The sequence below is a fragment of the Streptomyces coacervatus genome, assembly GCF_029223485.1.
GTDB classification, from domain to species: domain Bacteria; phylum Actinomycetota; class Actinomycetes; order Streptomycetales; family Streptomycetaceae; genus Streptomyces; species Streptomyces coacervatus.
On record NZ_JARHTP010000017.1, the window covers coordinates 213191 to 232092 of the forward strand.

Annotated in this window: 13 protein-coding genes; 6 read left to right on the forward strand and 7 right to left on the reverse strand. The window is 71.2% G+C overall.

The annotated features are described in order from the left end of the window. Position 1: 1 nt before the first annotated feature. Positions 2 to 1105: a glycosyltransferase family 2 protein gene (locus P2Q00_RS35720; RefSeq protein WP_275778047.1), complete on the forward strand. Its 1104-nt coding sequence runs from the start codon at positions 2 to 4 to the stop codon at positions 1103 to 1105. On the opposite strand, the gene P2Q00_RS35725 is transcribed toward P2Q00_RS35720, so the two are convergent. Beyond that, on the reverse strand, positions 1095 to 3089 hold the full coding sequence (locus P2Q00_RS35725) for an Ig-like domain repeat protein (protein WP_275778049.1): 1995 nt from the start codon (positions 3087 to 3089) through the stop codon (positions 1095 to 1097). The genes P2Q00_RS35720 and P2Q00_RS35725 overlap by 11 nt on opposite strands. Positions 3090 to 3644: 555 nt before the next feature. Here P2Q00_RS35725 and P2Q00_RS35730 point away from each other — a divergent pair. Next, positions 3645 to 7706: an nSTAND1 domain-containing NTPase gene (locus tag P2Q00_RS35730; RefSeq protein WP_275778051.1), complete on the forward strand. Its 4062-nt coding sequence runs from the start codon at positions 3645 to 3647 to the stop codon at positions 7704 to 7706. A 223-nt stretch (positions 7707 to 7929) separates the two neighbouring features. Here P2Q00_RS35730 and P2Q00_RS35735 read toward each other — a convergent pair whose 3' ends face one another. The 3 genes from P2Q00_RS35735 to P2Q00_RS35745 all read right to left on the reverse strand — a co-directional run bounded on the left by P2Q00_RS35735 (position 7930) and on the right by P2Q00_RS35745 (position 10437). After that, the gene (locus P2Q00_RS35735; RefSeq protein WP_275778053.1) at positions 7930 to 8439 is read right to left on the reverse strand and encodes a hypothetical protein; all 510 of its coding nucleotides are present in this window, start codon (positions 8437 to 8439) and stop codon (positions 7930 to 7932) included. A 133-nt stretch (positions 8440 to 8572) separates the two neighbouring features. Further along, on the reverse strand, positions 8573 to 9343 hold the full coding sequence (locus P2Q00_RS35740) for a TIGR03943 family putative permease subunit (protein ID WP_275778055.1): 771 nt from the start codon (positions 9341 to 9343) through the stop codon (positions 8573 to 8575). After that, entirely contained in the window at positions 9340 to 10437 is a 1098-nt protein-coding gene (locus P2Q00_RS35745) for a permease (RefSeq protein ID WP_425579558.1), read from the reverse strand. The genes P2Q00_RS35740 and P2Q00_RS35745 overlap by 4 nt, the downstream gene beginning before the upstream one ends. A gap of 198 nt (positions 10438 to 10635) precedes the next feature. Between P2Q00_RS35745 and P2Q00_RS35750 the strand changes: the two genes are divergently transcribed. Continuing rightward, positions 10636 to 12540: an NAD-binding protein gene (locus P2Q00_RS35750; RefSeq protein ID WP_275778142.1), complete on the forward strand. Its 1905-nt coding sequence runs from the start codon at positions 10636 to 10638 to the stop codon at positions 12538 to 12540. A gap of 63 nt (positions 12541 to 12603) precedes the next feature. On the opposite strand, the gene P2Q00_RS35755 is transcribed toward P2Q00_RS35750, so the two are convergent. Continuing rightward, positions 12604 to 14418: a S9 family peptidase gene (locus P2Q00_RS35755; protein ID WP_275778057.1), complete on the reverse strand. Its 1815-nt coding sequence runs from the start codon at positions 14416 to 14418 to the stop codon at positions 12604 to 12606. A 114-nt stretch (positions 14419 to 14532) separates the two neighbouring features. Between P2Q00_RS35755 and P2Q00_RS35760 the strand changes: the two genes are divergently transcribed. From P2Q00_RS35760 to P2Q00_RS35770, 3 genes are read left to right on the forward strand one after another with little or no spacing between them, the layout of a single operon-like run. Beyond that, positions 14533 to 15378, forward strand: a complete 846-nt coding sequence (locus P2Q00_RS35760) for a class I SAM-dependent methyltransferase (RefSeq protein WP_275778059.1) — start codon at positions 14533 to 14535, stop codon at positions 15376 to 15378. Between the two features lie 30 nt (positions 15379 to 15408). Then, a complete protein-coding gene (locus P2Q00_RS35765; protein WP_275778061.1) occupies positions 15409 to 15783 on the forward strand; it encodes a nuclear transport factor 2 family protein in 375 nt (124 codons plus the stop codon). Between the two features lie 45 nt (positions 15784 to 15828). Then, on the forward strand, positions 15829 to 16608 hold the full coding sequence (locus tag P2Q00_RS35770) for an SURF1 family protein (protein ID WP_275778063.1): 780 nt from the start codon (positions 15829 to 15831) through the stop codon (positions 16606 to 16608). Positions 16609 to 16724: 116 nt separating this feature from the next. On the opposite strand, the gene P2Q00_RS35775 is transcribed toward P2Q00_RS35770, so the two are convergent. After that, complete coding sequence (locus tag P2Q00_RS35775; protein WP_425579557.1) at positions 16725 to 17774, reverse strand: hypothetical protein; 1050 nt, start codon at positions 17772 to 17774, stop codon at positions 16725 to 16727. A 113-nt stretch (positions 17775 to 17887) separates the two neighbouring features. Next, entirely contained in the window at positions 17888 to 18571 is a 684-nt protein-coding gene (locus P2Q00_RS35780; protein ID WP_275778067.1) for a SigE family RNA polymerase sigma factor, read from the reverse strand. Between the last annotated feature and the right edge of the window lie 331 nt (positions 18572 to 18902).

Sequence of the window (18902 nt, forward strand, 5' to 3'; positions counted from 1 at the left end):
CATGGCACGGACCTCCCGACCCCTGGTGTCGGTGATCTGCCCGACGTACAACCGCTCCCAGGCCATCGTGCGCACCCTCGAATCGGTCAGGACTCAGACGGTCACCGACTGGGAACTGCTGGTCATGTCGGACGGCTGCACCGACGACACAGAGGACTGGGTACGCGCCGCCGCCCGCGAGGACGAGCGAGTCCGCCTCGTACGCACCGCGCGGCACGGCCACCCGAGCGGCCCCCGCAACGAGGGACTGGGCCTTGCCCGAGGTGCGTACATCGCCTACATCGACCACGACGACGTATGGCTCGAAAACCATCTCGACGTGCTGCTCTCCCTCTTCGGGGAGGGCGGTGAACTCGTCGCCACCGGTTTCCGGCGCCGGAACCGGCACGGCGAGGTGACCGCCTCGTCCGACGCGTTCGGACTGTGCTGGCACCCCGAACTCCAGTTGCTCGGGCCGATCTTCGAGCCGTCACGCGTCGCCCATCGGGCCGGGCTGGCCGAGCGCGTCGGTGGCTGGCGGGCCGGGTACGGCCTGGAGGACTGGGACCTGTGGCTGCGCCTCGCCGACGCGGGCGCCGTCTTCACCACGGCGCAGGACCGCACCACCGAACTCCTCGACGACCCCGGCACCCGCCGCTTCTCGACCCCGCTCCGTCACCGTATGCCGGTGGCCGCCCTCGACGATCCGCGCCTGGCCCACGCAGTCCTGACCGAACTGCGGGACGGCCGGCACGAGGCGGCCTTCCGCGCGGCGGCCGAGGCTGACACCCGCGCCTGGTTCGCGCGGCTGGGCACAACCCCGGAGTTCAGCGTGCCCAGGGGCTGGGACGGCGACATGGACGCGGCCATCGCGAGGGCCGCCGTCGAAGCACCGCCGCCCTGGCCCGACCTGGTGCTGGTCCCCGAAGGCGGCCGGTACGTCGTGGCTCAGCGCCTGTGGTGCGCCGACACCGAACACGCCGACCGCTGCACGGCGCTGACGCGGAGCACCCAGCGGGAGCAGTTCGCGCTGGTCGACGCCATCGTGCGGCGGACAGCCGGCAGCACGGGCCTGCTCCACAGCGGACCCGCGCCCCAGCCGGCAGCCCCCGTCCTCAGCTCGTGAAGATGAGGTACTTCCACGTCCCGTACGTCGTCGAGTTCACGTTGTCGCCCGACTGCGTGTCGATGTACGACGAGCGGATGCGGAAGCGGACGCCCGTCGGTGGGGTGCCGGTGAGTTCGAGGGTGTCCTTGCCGCCCGCGCCGAGTTCGAGGTACTCGCTGTGCGTGCTGCGCCAGGCGCCCTGGTAGTAGCCCTGGACCTCCACCTTGTACTTGCGGCCCGGGTACGGCGTCATCGTCGTGTCGAAGACGGGGTCCTTGGACTTGTGGAAGTAGCGGTACGTCTGGTTCCAGGCCGTCGCTGTCTTGTAGTAGCCGCTGAGTGCCGTCGAGACCTTGACCCTTGCGCCCACCGTGCTCGTGACCGTGACGGGTGCGTAGCGGGTGTCGCCCGTGTACTTGGCGGTGAGTTTGGTGTCTCGGGTCAGGTAGACGGTGGTGGAGAGGTTGCCGGAGGAGTCGACGGTGCCGGACTTGATCAGCTTGTTGGGCTTGTCGGTGCCGTACGGGTCGGCGTAGATCTCGACCGTGTGGTTCTTGTACGTCGTTCCCAGGTGCGCCGTGAACTTCACCGCGGTGTTGTACGCGTAGACCTTGCCGTTGTCGGAGAGGGTCAGCGTCGTCGCGGTGCGAGTGATGTTCGCCGTTGTGGTGGCGGTGGCGGCCGCGTGGTACTCGTCGCCCGTGTAGCCGACCGTGTATGTGACCTGGCCGCCGGCCGGCGGGGTGTCGGCGAAGGAGTACGAGCCGTCGGCGCCGACCGTGGCCGTGCCGAGCAGTTTGCCGGACGGGGACTCGGCGTCGGTGCGGCGGACGGAGACCGTCGTGCCGGACGGGAAGGCCGCGTTCGAGGTCAGCTTGCCCGTGACCGACAGGGACTTGGCGCGGGGCGCCGTGGACGGGGCCGTCGCCGTGAGGCCGGTGTCCGCCTTGGTCGGGTTGTCGAGGACGCGGAGCGAGTAGACGTCCGAGTCGTTGTACGACACCGCGAACAGTTTGCTCGCGTCCGGCGCCCAGGCCAGGCCCGAGGCCGCGAGGGTGTCGGCGCCGCTGCTGTTGCCGGTGTTCGGGAAGTCGTACTGGCGGACAGGGGTGGAGACGCCCGGCTCGAAGATGTGGACGTCGGGGTCGTACCAGGAGAAGGTGCCCGCGGCGACCGCGCCGTCCGGGGCGATGTCGACCGCGTTCGGGTAGGCGTTGGTGGTGTAGCTGCCGTCCTCGGAGAGGTCCGAGAGCTTGAACACCTGCTGCTTGTAAGGCGAGCCGCTGGCCGTGACGACGTCCTTGCCGTCGGGGGTGACGGCGAGGTCGCTGAGGTCGCTGCTGCTGCCCGGGTCCCAGGCGTACGCGGTGCGGGTGGCCGAGCCCGACGACACGTCGAACACGGCGAGTTCGTTCGGGCTCTGCCCGGAGGTGCCCGCGACGACGGTGCCCGGGGCGCCCGGCGAGGAGGCCAGGATCGGGGCGTCGTTCCAGGTCTTGTGGGTGTCCTGGCCGAGCGCCACGACCGGGTCGGTGCCGCTCAGGTCGAGCGAGCCGATGTTTCCGGTGCCGGATCCGCGGTAGCCGAACCAGAGCTTGCCGCCCGCGAGGGCCGGGTATTCGGGCTGGGTGCCGGCACCGGTCGGGTAGCGGTGGGCCTCGGTGGCCGTCGCCGTGTCGATGGCGACGATCGCGTCGGCGTCCTCGACGGCCGCGTACAGGGTGCCGGAGTCGGCGGAGAGCTCCAGGCCGCGGACGCCGGGAAGCGAGGCGATCGTGCCGACGACGGTGCCGCTGTAGTCGGTCGCGACGACCTTTCCGCTCTTCGGGTCGCTGATGAAGACCCGCTGGTGGACGCCGTCCACGACGACGTCGCCGGTCGAGGTGACCGGCAGGAGGCTGCTGGAGTCGGCCAGCGCGGGCGCGGCCGACGTGACCGCGAGCGCGGCCGAGCAGAAGAGGACCGCGAGTGCTGTTGCGGCCGGAAGAGTGCGTGTGCGCACGGTGGTTTCGAACCCCCCGGAACGAAAAAGAGCCCCTGTGGAACTGGGGAAGTGAGCGGAGCGTAGGTCACGCCGGTGACAGCAGGAGCAAAGGAGGGTCAACAGTGATCAAAAAGTGGCCCGCGACGATCGAGATGGTCAAGACGGCCAGGACGGCCAGGACGGCCAGGATGGTCAGGACGGCCAAGACGGCCAAGACGGCCAGAAAGCACTCCGCGCCGTTCGGCTCCGGTCCCTCCCCTCGTGGGGACCGGCGCCGAACGGCGCGGATCTCGCGTGCTCGGGCGATGTGTCCGACACCGCCGTCCCCTGGCTCCTGCGGAAGCTGGCCGAGAAGGTTCGGTGTCGTGGGCTGTCTCCCCGAAGCGCTGAGCTGATGGCCTGCGCGGACGGTGTGTGACGGGTTCGCCCTTGCGTCGTGATCCTGCCAGCTGCGGCTTCCCGTGAGGAGATTCCGGTGCCGGTCCGGAGGCTTAATCCGCAGGTCAGCCGTATAAAGTGAGTTTTCCGGTCCGGATGCCCGTCCGGACCTTCATATGCGGGGGGAAGTAAGGGGTGGAGGCCTTGGGTTCCGACTCAGGGGCACGTACTGCCTTCGCGGAACGGCTCGCTCTGCTGTACAAGGAGGCCGGCAACCCTCCCCTCGCGCGCGTGGCCGAGGCGGTCGTACAGCTGCAGCGGGTGGACGAGCGGGGGCGGCCCGTACGGGTCTCCGCTCAGCGGATCAGCGACTGGCGGCGGGCCAAGAACGTGCCGGCCCAGTTCGCCGCCCTCGCCGCGGTACTGCACGTGCTGATACCCCAGGCCCGGCGTGCGCGGCCCGCGCCGGTCTCCGCCGGTCTGTACGACATGGGTCACTGGCAGCGCCTGTGGGAGCGTGCCCTGGCCGACCCGGCCGGTGACCGTCCCGCGGCGGCCGCGGAAGTGGAGGAGCGTCCGCCGGTCAAGGATCCGGACGTCCCCAGTGTGTGTCCCTACCGGGGGCTGGCCTCCTACCGGCAACAGGACGCCCGGTGGTTCTTCGGCCGGGAGCGCAGCACGAACGCCCTCGTCGATCAGCTGCATGCGGCGGAGAAGACGGGCGGACTGGTCATGCTCGTCGGCGCCTCGGGCGCGGGGAAGTCCTCCCTGCTGAACGCCGGTCTGGTGACCGCCGTGCAGAACGGCGCACTCGGCGACGACAACAGCCGGCCGAGGGCGGTTCTGCAGCTCGTGCCGGGCGCCGATCCCATCGGGGAGCTGACCCGGCGGATCCCCGAGCTCGTACCCGTCGTCTCCGCAGCACCCGACGACTCTCACGACTCTCACGACTCTCACGACTCTCACGACTCTCCGGCAACAGAACCCGGCACTCCCGAGTTCGCCCACGCCGTCCGGGGCGCCGTCGCCGAGTGGGCGGGGCGCGAGGCATCCCCCGGTGATCCCGGTGATCGGCCGGTCGTCATCGTGGACCAGTTCGAGGAGGCCTTCACCCTCTGCGCCGACGAGGCGAGCAGACGCGCCTTCGTCCAGGTCCTGCACGCCGCGTGCTCGCCCGCCGGACCGGACGAGGCGGCCGCGGTGCTCGTGGTCCTCGGCATCCGCGCCGACTTCTACGAGCAGTGCCTGCGCTATCCCGAACTGGCCGACGCGCTGCAGCACCGGCACATGGTGCTGGGGCCGCTGAGCACGGCGGAGCTGCGCGAGGCGGTGACCGGGCCGGCCAAGGCCGTGGGGCTGGAGCTCGAACCGGGCCTCGCGGAGCTGATCGTCCGGGAGGTGAGCACCGACGGGCCGCGCGGGGCGCACGACGCCGGGGTGCTGCCGCTGCTGTCCCATGCGCTGCTCGCCACCTGGCAGCGGCGCAAGGCGGGGCGGCTGACGCTGGCCGGCTACCGGGCCGCGGGCGGGATCCAGGGCGCGGTGGCCGCGACCGCCGAGCGGGCCTGGTCCAGCCTCGATCCGCCCGCGCGTACGGCCGCCCGGCTGCTGCTGCTTCGGCTGGTCCGGCTCGGCGAGGACACCCAGGCCACCCGCCGACGGGGGACCCGGCGGCAGCTGGCGCAGGAGTCGACGGATCCCGGCAAGACGGAGGAGTCACTGGAGGCGCTGGTCCGCGCCCGGCTGGTGACGCTCGACGCGGAGACCGTGGAGATCACCCATGAGGCGCTGCTGACCGCCTGGCCGCGCCTGCGGGACTGGATCGACGAGGGCAGGAACGACCATCTGCTCCGCCAGCAGCTGGAGGAGGACGGCCGGGCCTGGGAGGGCTCGGACCGCGACTCCTCGCTGCTGTACCGGGGTTCACGGCTGGCCCAGGCCCGCAGCTGGGCGAAGTCCGCCGGCGACACCTTCCTGACCCGCAGCGCGGTGGAGTTCCTGGCCGCTTCGGTACGGCTGCGCAAGCGCGCCCTGGTGATGCGGCGCGGCGCGGTGTCCGCACTGGTCGTCCTGGCGGTCCTGGCCGCCGGCACGGCGGTCGTCGCCTGGCAGCAGCGCAACGACGCGGTGTTCGAGCAGGTGGTCGCCGAGGCCGACCGCGTCCAGTACACCGACCCCTCGCTCTCCGCGCAGCTGGACCTGGTGGCGCACGACCTGCGGCCGGACGACGCGGGCGCCCACAACCGGCTGGTCTCGATCGTGAACGCGCCGCTGGCCACACCGCTGCTCGGCCACACCGGCGCCGTCTACCTCACCTCGTTCAGTCCGAACGGGAAGCTCCTGGCCACCGCCAGCTACGACCGCACGGTCCGGCTGTGGGACGTCAGCGACCGCTCGCACCCGAAGCCACTGGGCAAGCCGCTCACCGGCCACACCAGTTGGGTGAGCACCGCGCTCTTCAGCCCGGACGGCCACACCCTGGCCAGCACCGGGGACGACGGCACCATCCGCCTGTGGGACGTACGGGATCCCGCGCACCCCAAGCCGCTCGGTACGCCTCTGACCGGCCATTCCGGCACGGTCTACCTGCTCGCCTTCAGCCCGGACGGCCACACCTTGGCCTCCGCCGGCGAGGACCACACCGTACGGCTGTGGGACCTGACCGACCCGGCCCGGCCGAAGACGCTCGGTGCCCTGACCGGCCACAGCGCCGCCGTCCGCTCGGTGGCCTTCAGCCCCGACGGGCACCTGCTGGCGGCCGGTGGCGACGACGACACGATCATGCTGTGGGACACCACCGATCCGCGGCACCCGAAGCCGATCGACACGGTGCTGAAGGGCCACACGGACACGGTGCACTCCGTGGCCTTCAGCCCCGATGGGCACACCCTCGCCAGCGGCAGCGCGGACGACACCATCCGGCTGTGGGACGTCACCGACCCGCGCCACGCCGCCCAGCTCGGCACACCGCTCGCCGGCCACACCGGTCCCGTGTGGTCGGTGGCCTTCAGCCCCAAGGGCAACATGCTCGCGGCCGGCAGCGCCGACAGCACGGCGAGTCTGTGGAACGTCAGCGATCCGGCCTTCCCCTCGCAGGTCGGCGAGCCGCTCGCGGGCAGCAGCGGCGAGATGTACGCCGTCGGCTTCAGCCCCGACGGCCGCACCCTCGCCACGGGCAGCGGCGACAGCAAGGTGCGCCTGTGGTCGGTGCCGATGTCGGACATGGTCGGCGAGAGCGGGGCGTTCCGCCCGGACGGGAAGGTGCTCGCCATGGCCGCGCGCGACGGGCGGATCCGGCTGTGGAACGTGACGGTTCCCGGTCGGCCCGTGGCGATCGGCAGACCGTTCATGCCCGCGGACGGCGGCGGGCGCACGCTGACGTTCTCCCCCGACGGCCACACCCTCGCGGTGATGAACGGACGCCAGAAGCTGTACCTGTGGAACGTCAGCGACCCGACCCGGCCGGTCCCCTACGGCCCGCCGCTCAGCATGCGGACCCGCTTCACGGGCTCCGACGCACTGGCCTTCAGCCCGGACGGACGCATGCTCGCAAGCCCCTACAACGACCGCACCATCCAGCTCTGGAACGTCGCCGACCCGTCCCACGCCGTCAAGTACGGCGCTCCGCTCACCGGCCACAAGGGCTTCATCAACAGCCTCGTCTTCAGCCCGGACAGCCACACCCTCGCCAGCGGCAGCGCGGACGCCACCATCCGGTTCTGGAACGTCACCGACCCCCGCCGTGTCACCTCCCTCGGCACACCGCTCACAGGGCACGGCGGACCCGTCAACGTCCTCGTCTACAGTCCGGACGGCCATACGCTGGCCAGCGGCAGCGACGACGACACGGTCCGGCTGTGGAATGTCACCGACCCCCTCGACGCGTCCGAGGAGGGCAAGCCCCTGATCGGTCACACCGAAGCGGTCGTGTCGCTCACCCTCAGCGAGGACGGCGACACCCTGGCGAGCGGCGGCAACGACAACACGGTCCGCCTCTGGAATGTGTCCCACCCCTCCGAGGCCGCCCCCATCGGTCAGTCGATGAGCCCCAACGCCAAGACCGGCAACTTCCTGTCGTTCAGCCCGGGCAGCCACATGCTCGGGGTGTCGAGCGGCGCGGACACCGTACGGCTGTGGAACCTCGACTCCGACCACGCGATCCAGCACATCTGCTCGACCACACGGGGCGTTCTGACACCCGAGAAGTGGCACGAATATCTGCCACGACTCTCGTACAAACCTCCGTGCGGCCAGTAGTCCGAACTGGTCGACGCCCTGGTGACAGCGCTGACGCCGGCCCTCGTCAACGGGGCCGAGCCAGTGATCCCGGCCACATCCCCACGACGCGGCGGAGCAGTCGACTCCCGTCGGGCCTGCAGCCTTGTTAGGCTTGGCCACAGCCCGATCGCTGGTGCATCCCCCGTCGCCAGCGGTCGGGCATTCTTATGCCCGGCCGCTGCCCTGCCGGTGCCCTGCCGCGCTACTGACCGCCTGCCGCGGTCAGCCACTGGGCGACCTTTCGCACCGTGGTCTCGTCGAGTTGCTCGACCAGGGCCTGTACGGCTGCGTAGTCGTCCGGCGCAAGGTCATGGAGCCCTGCCTTGCCGAGCCCGGCCATGAGCACCTGCTGCCGGCGGCCGCTCATGCGTTCCGTCAGCGTGCGCGGCTCCTCGGGGCCGGCGGACGGCGGCTCCGGCGTCGCGGCATTCACAGCGTTCGCGGCGTCAGTGGTGTTCGCGGCGTTCGCGGTCGCAGTCGATACGTCGAAGCGCTGCCACGCCCCGTCCTTCGGACCCCACAGACTGACCGCGAAGTCGCCGCCGCGTGCCCGCACGGTGTGGGCCATCTCGCCGAGCGCGTACTGCACAGGAGCGCGGTACGGCGACTCCGCACACACCTGCCAGGAGGCCGAGGAGGGCCGGTGGAACAGCGCCACCCAGCGGGGAGCCCCGGTCGGCTGCGGACTGGGGGGACGTGTCGTCGTCTCCACTGCGCTCACCCCTTCATTCACCCGTTTCCCTCACCGTTCAGAAACTGCACAGCAGGGGACGATAACTGACGGTCCGTCAGATATCCAGGGGAGGGACAGGGGCAGGCATACGGGCTGGGCAGGCGGCTCGCCGTCAGTTGTTCCAGGACTCGTCGTACGGGTCCTTCGGTGTCGGCACCGGCGTCGCCGCCATGACCCGGAGGTACGGTATCGGGCCGTTGTTGACCGGATCCTTGGTCTGCTTGGCGGTGTAAGTCCCGGTCACCTCCAGCCACTTGTCCGGCTGCAGGACCGGGGGGATCGTGCCGGTCAGGGCGATCTTCACCGGTTGGGCGTCCGCGGCACAGCAGTTGAGGGCCATGCGGACCAAGTACGGGCTGCCGGTACGGTCCAGGGCGACGAAACCGGTGATCTTGATCTGGCGGCCCTCGATGTGACGACCGTGGTCGTACACGGCGCGGGTCGCGTAGTCGACCACATTGAGGTCGAGCGGGCCGGTGGCGGGCAGCTTGTTGTAGCCGTAGGGCTGTTGCAGCGCCGTACCGGTGCGCATCGCGCTGTACGAGCCGAGGGCCGGCGGGGCGACCAGGATGAGGGCGAGGAGGGGGAGGACCAGGAGCCAGGAGACACGGGGTTCGCGGTGGACATGGCCGTCGCCGTGATCGTGAGCATGGCCGTCGTCCTGATCGTGACCGTCACCGTGTCCGTCGCTCTGCTTCCCCTTGCTCCCCCGCCACTCGTACCAGACCGTCGCCAGCGCCGCCGCGATCAGCACCGCGCCCGACGCCAGCAGCAGCGGCTGCAGTCCTGCCTTGACGTACCGCAGGTACAGGTTGGTGAAGCCCGCGTGCAGCAGGGCCGCACCCGTGAGGAACAGGACCGCCGCCTGTGCCTGCCGGTTCACAGGAGCACCGCCCCGGTCAGGACCGCGCCCGCGATCGCGAGGGCGAAGGTGGCGGGGGCGAAGCGCAGGGCGAAACCGCGGCCGAACGTGCCCGCCTGCATCGCGAAGAGCTTGAGGTCGATCATCGGGCCGACGACCAGGAACGCCAGCTTGGCCGTGAGCGAGAACTGGGTCAGTGACGCCGCCACGAACGCGTCCGCCTCCGAGCAGATGGACAGCAGTACGGCGAGGATCGCCAGCGCGAGGATCGCGACGACCGGGTTTTCGGCCGCCGTGCGCAGCCAGCTCGCCGGGGCCACCGCCTTCAGCGTCGCCGCGGCCATCGCACCGATGACCAGGAAACCGCCCGCGTGCATCACGTCGTGGCGGACCGAGCCCCAGAATGCGGCGCCCTTGCTCTGGCCGTCGTAGTGCGGACGCTCCGGCAGACGCAGCCAGTCGGTGCGGCCCAGGCGTTGCCACAGCCAGCCCATCACGCACGCCACGAGCAGGCTGGCGGCGAAACGGGCGAGGACCATCTCCGGGTTGCGGGGGAAGGCGACCGCGGTCGCCGTCAGCACGATCGGGTTGATCGCCGGGGCGGAGAGGAGGAAGGCGAGGGCTGCGGCCGGGGTGACGCCCCGGCGCACCAGCGCGCCCGCCACCGGCACCGACGCACACTCGCAGCCCGGCAGCACCGCGCCCGCCATCCCGGCGACCGGGACCGCCAGCACGGGCCGCTTCGGCAGCGCGCGGGCGAAGAACGACGCCGGTACGAACACGGCGATCGCCGCCGAGAGCAGGACACCGAGGACGAGGAAGGGCAGCGCCTGCACCAGGACGGCCACGAACACCGTCATCCAGCTCTGCATGACGGGTGCGGAGAGCGCTCCGCGGATGGGGCCCTGCAGCAGCACCAGCAGGAGCAGCAGCATGGTCAGGACGAGGGGCGACTTCGAGTCGGACGGTTTCGCGTCCGACGGATTCGAGTCGGACGGATTGGAGTCGGACGGATTCGGGTCCGGCGAATTCGGGTCGGGTGGCCTCGTGGCGGGAAGGCCGTCCACCGGCTCATGGCTGTCCGCCCCGGTGGGGGCTGCTTTGGTGATGGCCACGGGCGAGGTACCTCCGGTGGTGCGTAAGGGCGCTGGTTTCCCTCCCCATCCATACGGCGGGGAAGGGCCGATCGTTCAGTGACCGTTCAGTGACTGCGCACGGTCGCTGCTGGAACCACCTCTCGTATTGAGGCAGTCTTCTCCCTCGTGGGGAGCGTTCCGAATCAAGGTGTGGCGAGCGGTGACCAGTCGGCGCACATGGTGGTGTGCGGCGACGACGGACTGGCGCATCGGCTGGCCGCCGAACTGCGGGGTGTGTACGGCGAACAGGTCACCCTCGTCGTGCCGCCCGCCGACCGCGGTGTGCGACCGCCGGTGGTCGGGCGCGCGCGGGCGACCACGGCGGCACTCTTCGACCGGATGGTGAACGCGGCCGTCAACCGGGCGAACGGCGCCGCCACCGAACCCGTCATCGCAAACTCCCAGGTCGTGGAGGCCGCCGAGGCGACCGAGGAGGCGCTCGGCGCGGCGGGCGTGGAGCGGGCCGCCGCCCTGGCGCTCGTGTACGACGACGACGAGACCAACATCCGCGCCGCCCTCACCGCCCGCCGGCTCAACCCCCGGCTGCGGCTCGTCCTCAGGCTCTACAACCGGCGGCTCGGCCAGCACATCGAGGAACTCCTCGACCAGGCCGCGACGTTGGCGACCGGCGCCGACGGATCCTCCGGCAACGACACCTCCACGACCGTGCTCTCCGACGCCGATACGGCCGCGCCCGCGCTGGCCGCCACGGCCGTCGCCGGCACCAGCAAGGTCGTACAGACCGACGGTCTGCTGCTGCGGGCGGTGGAACGGACGCCGCTCGCCGGGCAGTTGGCCCGTCCGGGGCTGGCCACGCTGGCTCTGCTGTCCCCGGAGGGTGCCGAGACCGGCGGCGAACAGGGGCCGGAGCTGCTGCCCGACGCAGCGGCGGTACGGGCCGCGACCGGCCGAGGGACCGTCGTACTGGAGCAGGTGTCGTACGCCGGGCCCCAACTGCCCCCGGCCCGCGGGTCCGTGGCGTTCTCCTCGCTGTTCTCCCGGCGGCTGCGGTGGTCGCTGGCGGGCATGATCGGGTGCGTGGTCGCGCTCGCGGTGGCCTTGTGGCTGGTGACGGGGATGCATCCGCTGAGCGCGTTCTATCTGACGCTGCTCGATCTCTTCGCCATCGACAACCCCGCCATCGGGGCGTCCATCGGACGGCAGATCCTCCAACTCCTCTCCGGACTCACGGGGTTGCTGCTGCTGCCGGTGCTGCTGGCCGCGGTGCTCGAAGCGCTGGGCACCTTCCGGACGACGTCCGCGCTGCGGAAGCCGCCGCGGGGGCTGGGCGGGCATGTGGTCCTCCTCGGGCTGGGCAAGATCGGTACGCGGGTGCTGACCCGGCTGCGGGAACTGCACATCCCCGTGGTGTGCGTCGAGTCCGACCCCGAGGCCCGGGGCCTTGCCACGGCGCGGCGGCTGCGGGTTCCTGTGGTGCTCGGGGACGTCACCCAGGAAGGCGTTCTCGAGGCCGCCAAGATCCACCGTGCGCATGCGCTGCTCGCGGTGACCAGCGCGGACACGACGAATCTCGAGGCCGCGCTGTACGCGCGGTCCGTGCGGCCCGATCTACGGGTCGTACTGCGGCTGTACGACGACGACTTCGCGACCGCCGTGTACCGGACGCTGCGGGCTGCTCATCCGCGTGCGTCCACCCGGAGCCGCAGTGTGTCCCATCTGGCGGCGCCCGCTTTTGCCGGGGCGATGATGGGGCGGCAGATCCTGGGGGCGATTCCGGTGGAGCGGCGGGTGCTGCTGTTCGCCGCGATGGATGTGGCAGGGCATCCGCAGCTGGAGGGGAAGACGGTCGCGGAGGCGTTTCGGGCGGGGGCTTGGCGGGTGCTGGCTTTGGATACGGGGGTCTCGGGCGGGCGGCGGGAAGAACCTGCCGCGGAGGAGGCGTACGAGGATCGGCCGGGGTCGGGGCTGGTGTGGGATCTGCCGGACGAGCGGGTTCTGCGGGGGTCGGACCGGGTGGTGCTGGCGGCTACGCGGCGGGGGTTGGCGGAGCTGCTCGGTCGGCGTCCGCCGGAGCGGGCGTTGCTGGGGGCTGCCGCCCCCAGACCCCCGCTTCGGCCCTGAACGGGCCTCGTCCTCAATCGCCGGACGGGCTGAAAAAACCTGCCCGGCGCCGAGGACCCACCGTCAGGCCAAGTACCGCTCCGCAAAGTCCAGTTCCAGTCTCACCTGCTTGATGCGCTCGTCCACCACCAGCGAACCGTGCCCGGCGTCATAGCGGTACACCTCATGGGCCGCGCCCCTCGCCTCCAGGCGTTTGACGTAGTTCTCGATCTGGCGGATGGGGCAGCGGGGGTCGTTGACGCCGGCCGAGATGTAGACCGGGGAGGTGACCTGGTCGACGTAGGTCAGGGGGGACGAGGCCTCGAAGCGTTCGGGGACCTCCTCCGGGGTGCCGCCGAGGAGGGTGCGGTCCATGGCCTTCAGGGCCTCCATCTCGTCGTGGTACGCCGTGACGTAGTCCGCGACCGGGACCGCCGCGATGCCCAGCGTCCAGGCGTCCGGCTGGGTGCCGACGCCGAGGAGGGTGAGGTAGCCGCCCCAGGAACCGCCGGTGAGGATGAGGCGGTCGGGGTCCGCCAGGCCCGAGTTCACCGCCCAGGCGCGGACCGCCTCGATGTCCTCCAGTTCGATGAGGCCGACGCGGTGCTTGAGGGCGTCGGTCCAGGCGCGGCCGTAGCCCGTGGAGCCGCGGTAGTTCACCCGGATCACCGCGTACCCGTGGTCGACCCAGGCCGCCGGGCCCGCCGCGAACGCGTCGCTGTCGTGCCAGGTGGGGCCGCCGTGGATGTCGAAGACCGTCGGCAGGGGGCCGGTGGTGCCCGCCGGCTTCTGGACCAGGGCGTGGATGCGGCCGCCGGGGCCGTCCACCCATACGTCCTCCACGGGCACCGAGCCCGGGGACTTCATGCCGGGCGGGTCGAGGACGACCGCGCCCGTGGTCGAGCGGACCGCCGACGGCTCGGCGGCCGAGGACCAGAGGTACTCCACGCTGCCGTCGGGGCGGGCCGTCGCGCCGGAGACCGTTCCGGGCGGGGTGGGGACCTTCTCCAGGGCGCGGCTCGCGAGGTCGTAGCGGAACAGTTCGCTGCGGGCCTCGAAGCTGTGCACGATGAGCAGGCCGGTGCCGTCCGGGTACCACTCGGCGCCCACGTCGCCGGGCAGCTCCAGGGCCAGGTCGGTCTCCTCGCCCGTCGCCACGTCCCACACCAGGGGCTCCCAGCGGCCGCGGCGCTGGTGGCCGATGAGCAGCCGGGTGTCGCCGTCGACGGGTGCGAAGCCCAGGACCTCCAGACCCAGTTCGTCCTGGCCCCCCTTGGTGTCGTCCAGGTCGGCGACCGCCGTGCCGTCGGGCCGCAGGACGCGCAGCGCGGAGTGCATCGCGTCGCCGTGCTCCGTGTGCTCGATCGCGATCAGCGAACCGTCGTGGGAGAGGTCGCCGACGCCCGCCGACTCGCGGTGGCGGTAGATCTCCACGGGTGCCTCGCCCGAGCGCGCGAGATGGATCGTCGTACCGTCCTCGTCCGTGGAGCGGCCGACGATCGCCGTGCGGCCGTCCCGGGCGAGGGCCAGTCCGGCCGGGTAGGAGGCCTCCAGGCCCGGGGCGGCGAGCTCGTCCTCGCCACCGGCGAAGGGCTGTCTGCGCCAGACGCCGAACTCGTCGCCGTCCTTGTCGTCGAACCACCAGATCCAAGCGCCGTCGGGGGTGAGCACGCCGTCCGTCGTGCCGTTCGGCCGGTCCGTGACCTGGCGTTGCCCGCCCGTCGACCGGTCCCAGGCGTACAGCTCGTACGTCCCCGTCGCGTTCGACACGAACAGGGCGCGGTCCGGTGCGTCCTCCGCCCAGTCGGGCAGCGACACCCGCGGCGCACGAAAGCGCTTCTCCCAGTCCGGCATGTCCTCGTTCCGCTCCGGCGCGCCGGACCCGTTGCTCTCAGTCATGGCCCCATAGTGCCTGCCCCCACAGACAATTCGCTGGCGGGGTCCTCAGCCTGTGGATAACTTCTACCGGGCATTTACCGAACACACGTCCAAGCAGGTCAGGAAGCCGGATCCATGCCCTCCCCCACCCCTCCCCCCTCACCCACCGACTGGCGCGAGACCAACCGCGCAAACTGGAACGAGCGGGTGCCGCTGCACACCGCCGGCGACTTCTACGACCTCGACGGCTTCCGGGCCGGCAAGGATCCGCTGCGCCACTTCGAGCTGGCCGAGGTCGGCGACGTGAGGGGCAAGTCGCTGCTGCACCTGCAGTGCCACATCGGCACCGACACCCTGTCCTGGGCCCGGCACGGCGCCGCCCGTGTCGTCGGCCTCGACTTCTCCGAACCGGCCGTCGAGGCCGCCCGCGCGCTCGCCTCCGACCTGGGCTTCGGCCCCGAGCGGGCGGCCTTCGTCGCGTCCGACGTGTACGACGCGGCGTCCGCGGTGGCTGCGCTGTCCGAGTCCTCGTACGACATCGTCTACACCGGCACCGGCGCGCTGTGCTGGCTGCCCGACATCCGGCGCTGGGCCGAGACGGCCGCCGCGCTGGTGACGCCGGGCGGGTTCCTGTACCTCGCCGAGTTCCATCCGCTGACCGATGTGCTCGACGACGAGACCGGATCGCGGATCGTGCGGGACTACTTCGACCTTGGCGCGCAGATCTACGACTACCCCGGTACCTACGCGGCACAGAGCACCGAAACCATCCACAACCGGACCGTGGAATGGCAGCACCCGCTCGGCGAGGTCGTCTCCGCGCTCGCCGCGGCCGGGCTGCGCATCGAGTTCCTGCACGAGCACGACGTCTCACTGTTCCGCCGGTTCGAGGTCTTCGAGCAGCGGGACGGGTACTTCCGCCTTCCGGCGGACCGGCCGCGCATTCCGCTGATGTACTCGCTGCGGGCGGCCAAGGACTGATTGTCAGTGGCGGGGTGCAGACTCGTCGACATGACCGATCTGCGCAAGACAGTCGAGACGTTCTGGGCATCCGCCGAGGCCCGGGACTGGGACACGTTCGCAGGCACCCTCGCCGAGGACGTGGAGTACACGCTCCCCCAGACCCGGGAGCGGATCAGCGGGCGGGAGCGGTATGTGCAGTTCAACCGGGAGTATCCAGGTGACTGGCACCTGCGGATCGAGCGGATCGTCGCCGAGCCGGGGCAGGTGGTCAGCTGGGTGCACTTCACGGTGGGGCTGGACGAGATGTACGCGATCTCGTTCTTCACGGAGGACGGGCACGGCCGCATATCCACCATCACCGACTTCTGGCCGGAGCCGTACGAGCCCCCGGCCGGCCGGGACCATCTCACCGAGCGGTACTGAACCCCGCGGCCGAGCCCGGCGCGGCGGCCCCGTACCGTGGAAGGCGTGTACCGGTTTCTGCTGACGCCCCGCTGGTGGGGGATCAACGTCTTCGTGCTGCTCGCCATCCCCTTCTGCATCTTCATGGGGTCGTGGCAGCTGAGCCGGTTCGAGGACCGGGTGCAGGCCCACCGGGACGCGACCGAGCAGGTCACGACGGACCGGCACGAGGCGGCCAGTCCGCTGCGCGAGCTGCTGCCCGTGGACAAGGCGACGTCCGGCAGACAGGCCACCGCGACCGGGCGGTACGGCAAGCAACTGCTCGTCCCGGACCGCCAACTCGACGGCAAGCGCGGCTACTACGTCCTCACACTGCTGCGCACCGACGGCGGCAAGGCGCTGCCCGTGGTGCGCGGCTGGCTGCCGGGTTCCGCCGACGCCGCCAGGGCGCCCGCCGCGCCCACCGGTGAAGTCACCGTCACCGGTGCGCTGCAGGCGTCCGAGACGCCGGGGGACAACGGGGTGAGCGCCCAGGGAGGCCTGCCGTCCGGGCAGACCGCGGCGATCAGCTCGGCATCGCTGGTGAACCTCGTGCCGTACGACGTGTACGACGCGTGGGTCACGCTGGACAAGGCCGACGCCGGGATGACGGCCGTGCCGGCGACCGCGCCCGCGGACTCCGGGCTGGACCTGAAGGCGTTCCAGAACCTCGGCTACACCGGCGAGTGGTTCGTCTTCGCCGGGTTCGTGGTCTTCATGTGGTTCCGGCTGCTGCGGCGCGAGGCGGAGTTTGCGCGGGATGCGCAGATGGGGTTGGTGGCGGAGGAAGAGGGGGTTGCCGTCTGACCTCGGTTTTCGGTGAACCGGGGCTGCGGCTTGGGGGGGGTGTCACTTGCCCGCGCTTGCGGGGTGCCGCCTTTCTTTGGGACGGGTGCCGCCCCAGCGGCACGACTGCCCGCAGGCTAGGAAGCGGCGGCCAGCACCCCGGTGTAAATGACCGTCCCCGCACACGCATTGGACACCGTTGCCGAAACCGTCGGAGACCCCGCCGCCGTCGTGTGGGACACCACCACGCTGCCGTCCGCCGTGCCGTCCGCCGTCATCATCTGCGTGGTGACGCCGCTGTCCGTGCCGGTGGAGCCGGTGCCGGACGTGCTGCCCGCGTCGGCGGTCGGAGTCGGGGTGGGGGTGGGGGTGGAACCGCCGTCGGTGGTGCCGCCGGTGCTGCTGCCCGTGGTGGGGCAGGTCTCCGAGGGAACCCAGGCGAACTTCACCTCGTAGGCCGCGCCCGGCTGCAGCTGCAGCGCGGCGACCTCGGTGGCCGGGTCGGGCAGGCCGGCCGCCGCATCCCCGGACACATGCCGCGCAGTAGTGATCTTGGTGGCGTCTGCGGCGCCCTGCGCGAGCGTGCTCAGGGTGCCCGCGCCGCCGAGGGTGCAGGCGGAGGTGGAGACGTTGACGACGCGGAAGGTGCCGTAGACCGTGTTCGCGGCGTCGGGGGCGGCGACGGACTCGGTGGGCGAGCCGAGCTGGGCGGCCGTGCACACGGGGGCACCGGCGGCGCTGGTGGCCGACGGGCCGGTGCCGGTGCTGCTGCCCGTGCCCGTACCGGTGCCCTTGCCGTCGCCCTTCGAGTCGCCCTTGCCCTTGCCCTGCGTCTTGCCCGGGGTGCCGCCGGCAGTGCTCTCACTGCCGTCTGCGTTTTTTCCCTGGCTCGCCCCGCCCTGGGCCTGTGAGGCCTGGCCGGCGACGGACGGGTTGACGTCGGAACCGGTGGAGTTGGAGACATGGACCAGGGCCGGGACGGCGGTGCCGAGGAAGAGCGCGGCGGCCGCCATGCCGACGACGGCCTGCCGCTTGCGGGCGCGCCGCGCGGGCACGGCCCGCCGCAGATGGTCCAGCGTGCCGTCGCGCGGTTCGACCGTCTGCACCGCCTGGTGCAGCATCCTGCGCAGAGCCAGCTCGTCCGAGTCGAGCCCGTCGGGGCTCTGGTCGTCGGGGCCGTGGTTCACAGTTCCGTTCCCAGCGTGCGATTGCCTGTGCTCTTGCTCGTGCCCTGCCGTCGGCTCATGCCATGCGAAGGGCTCATGGCGGCCATGGGAGTCACGTCCCTCGGCGTCCTTGTTCATGCCGTTGCCTCCATCGCGAGACGGAGGGCCGCGATGCCGCGGGAGCCGTACGCCTTCACCGAGCCCAGCGATATCCCGAGCGTCTCGGCGACCTGGGCCTCGGTCATGTCCGCGAAGTAGCGCAGCACCAGGACCTCGCGCTGGCGGCGCTGCAGGCCCTTCATCGCCTTGATCAGGGAGTCGCGCTCCAGCTGGTCGTAGGCCCCCTCCTCGGCGCTCGCCATGTCGGGCATCGGCTTCGACAGGAGCTTGAGGCCCAGGATGCGGCGGCGCAAGGCGGAGCGGGAAAGATTGACGACCGTCTGACGCAGATAGGCGAGCGTCTTCTCCGGGTCGCGGACCCGTTTGCGTGCCGAGTGCACGCGGATGAAGGCCTCCTGGACGACGTCCTCGCAGGAGGCGGTGTCGTCGAGCAGAAGGGCGGCGAGACCCAGCAGTGAGCGGTAGTGCGTGCGGTAGGTCTCGGTGAGGTGGTCGACGGTGGTGCCGGCCGCCGCAGCGTCCTCGGCGTGATCGGCGCCGTCACGCTGACTCGGTATGCGGGCAGGCCGCGCTGCGGGCATGGGCGCGATCACCGGCATGCCGCCGGGCGCACCGGGCACGCGGGGTCGGAGCGACGGGCGGAGCGGCCGTAGAGCCGTACCGCGGGTCGCTGCTTGGAAGTCGAGAACCTCTGCCACGCCAGTTGGACACGCTCCGCCCCGTCAGGGTTGTACGTGCCGGGCGTCACTTTTGCGTCATGTGCCGCAGCCGGCCGTCCGGTGTCAGGCAGCGCAACTGACCGTGCGTCAAACGCCCTCATGCCTACCCGCTCTTCCCCTATATCCCGAATGTCCGAGGCGTCCCCACGCCTCACCGCGCATCCCCGCACCCCGAAGGGCGTTCGCAAAGACGCTCCCCGCCCTTCGCGCGGTTGCGGAGAGCGGGGAGGGAAATCTTCGGATGCCGAGGGGGCCCGGGGCAAGTGGTACGGACCTTCTCCGGGCCACGTGTCACCCGCAGATCCTATAA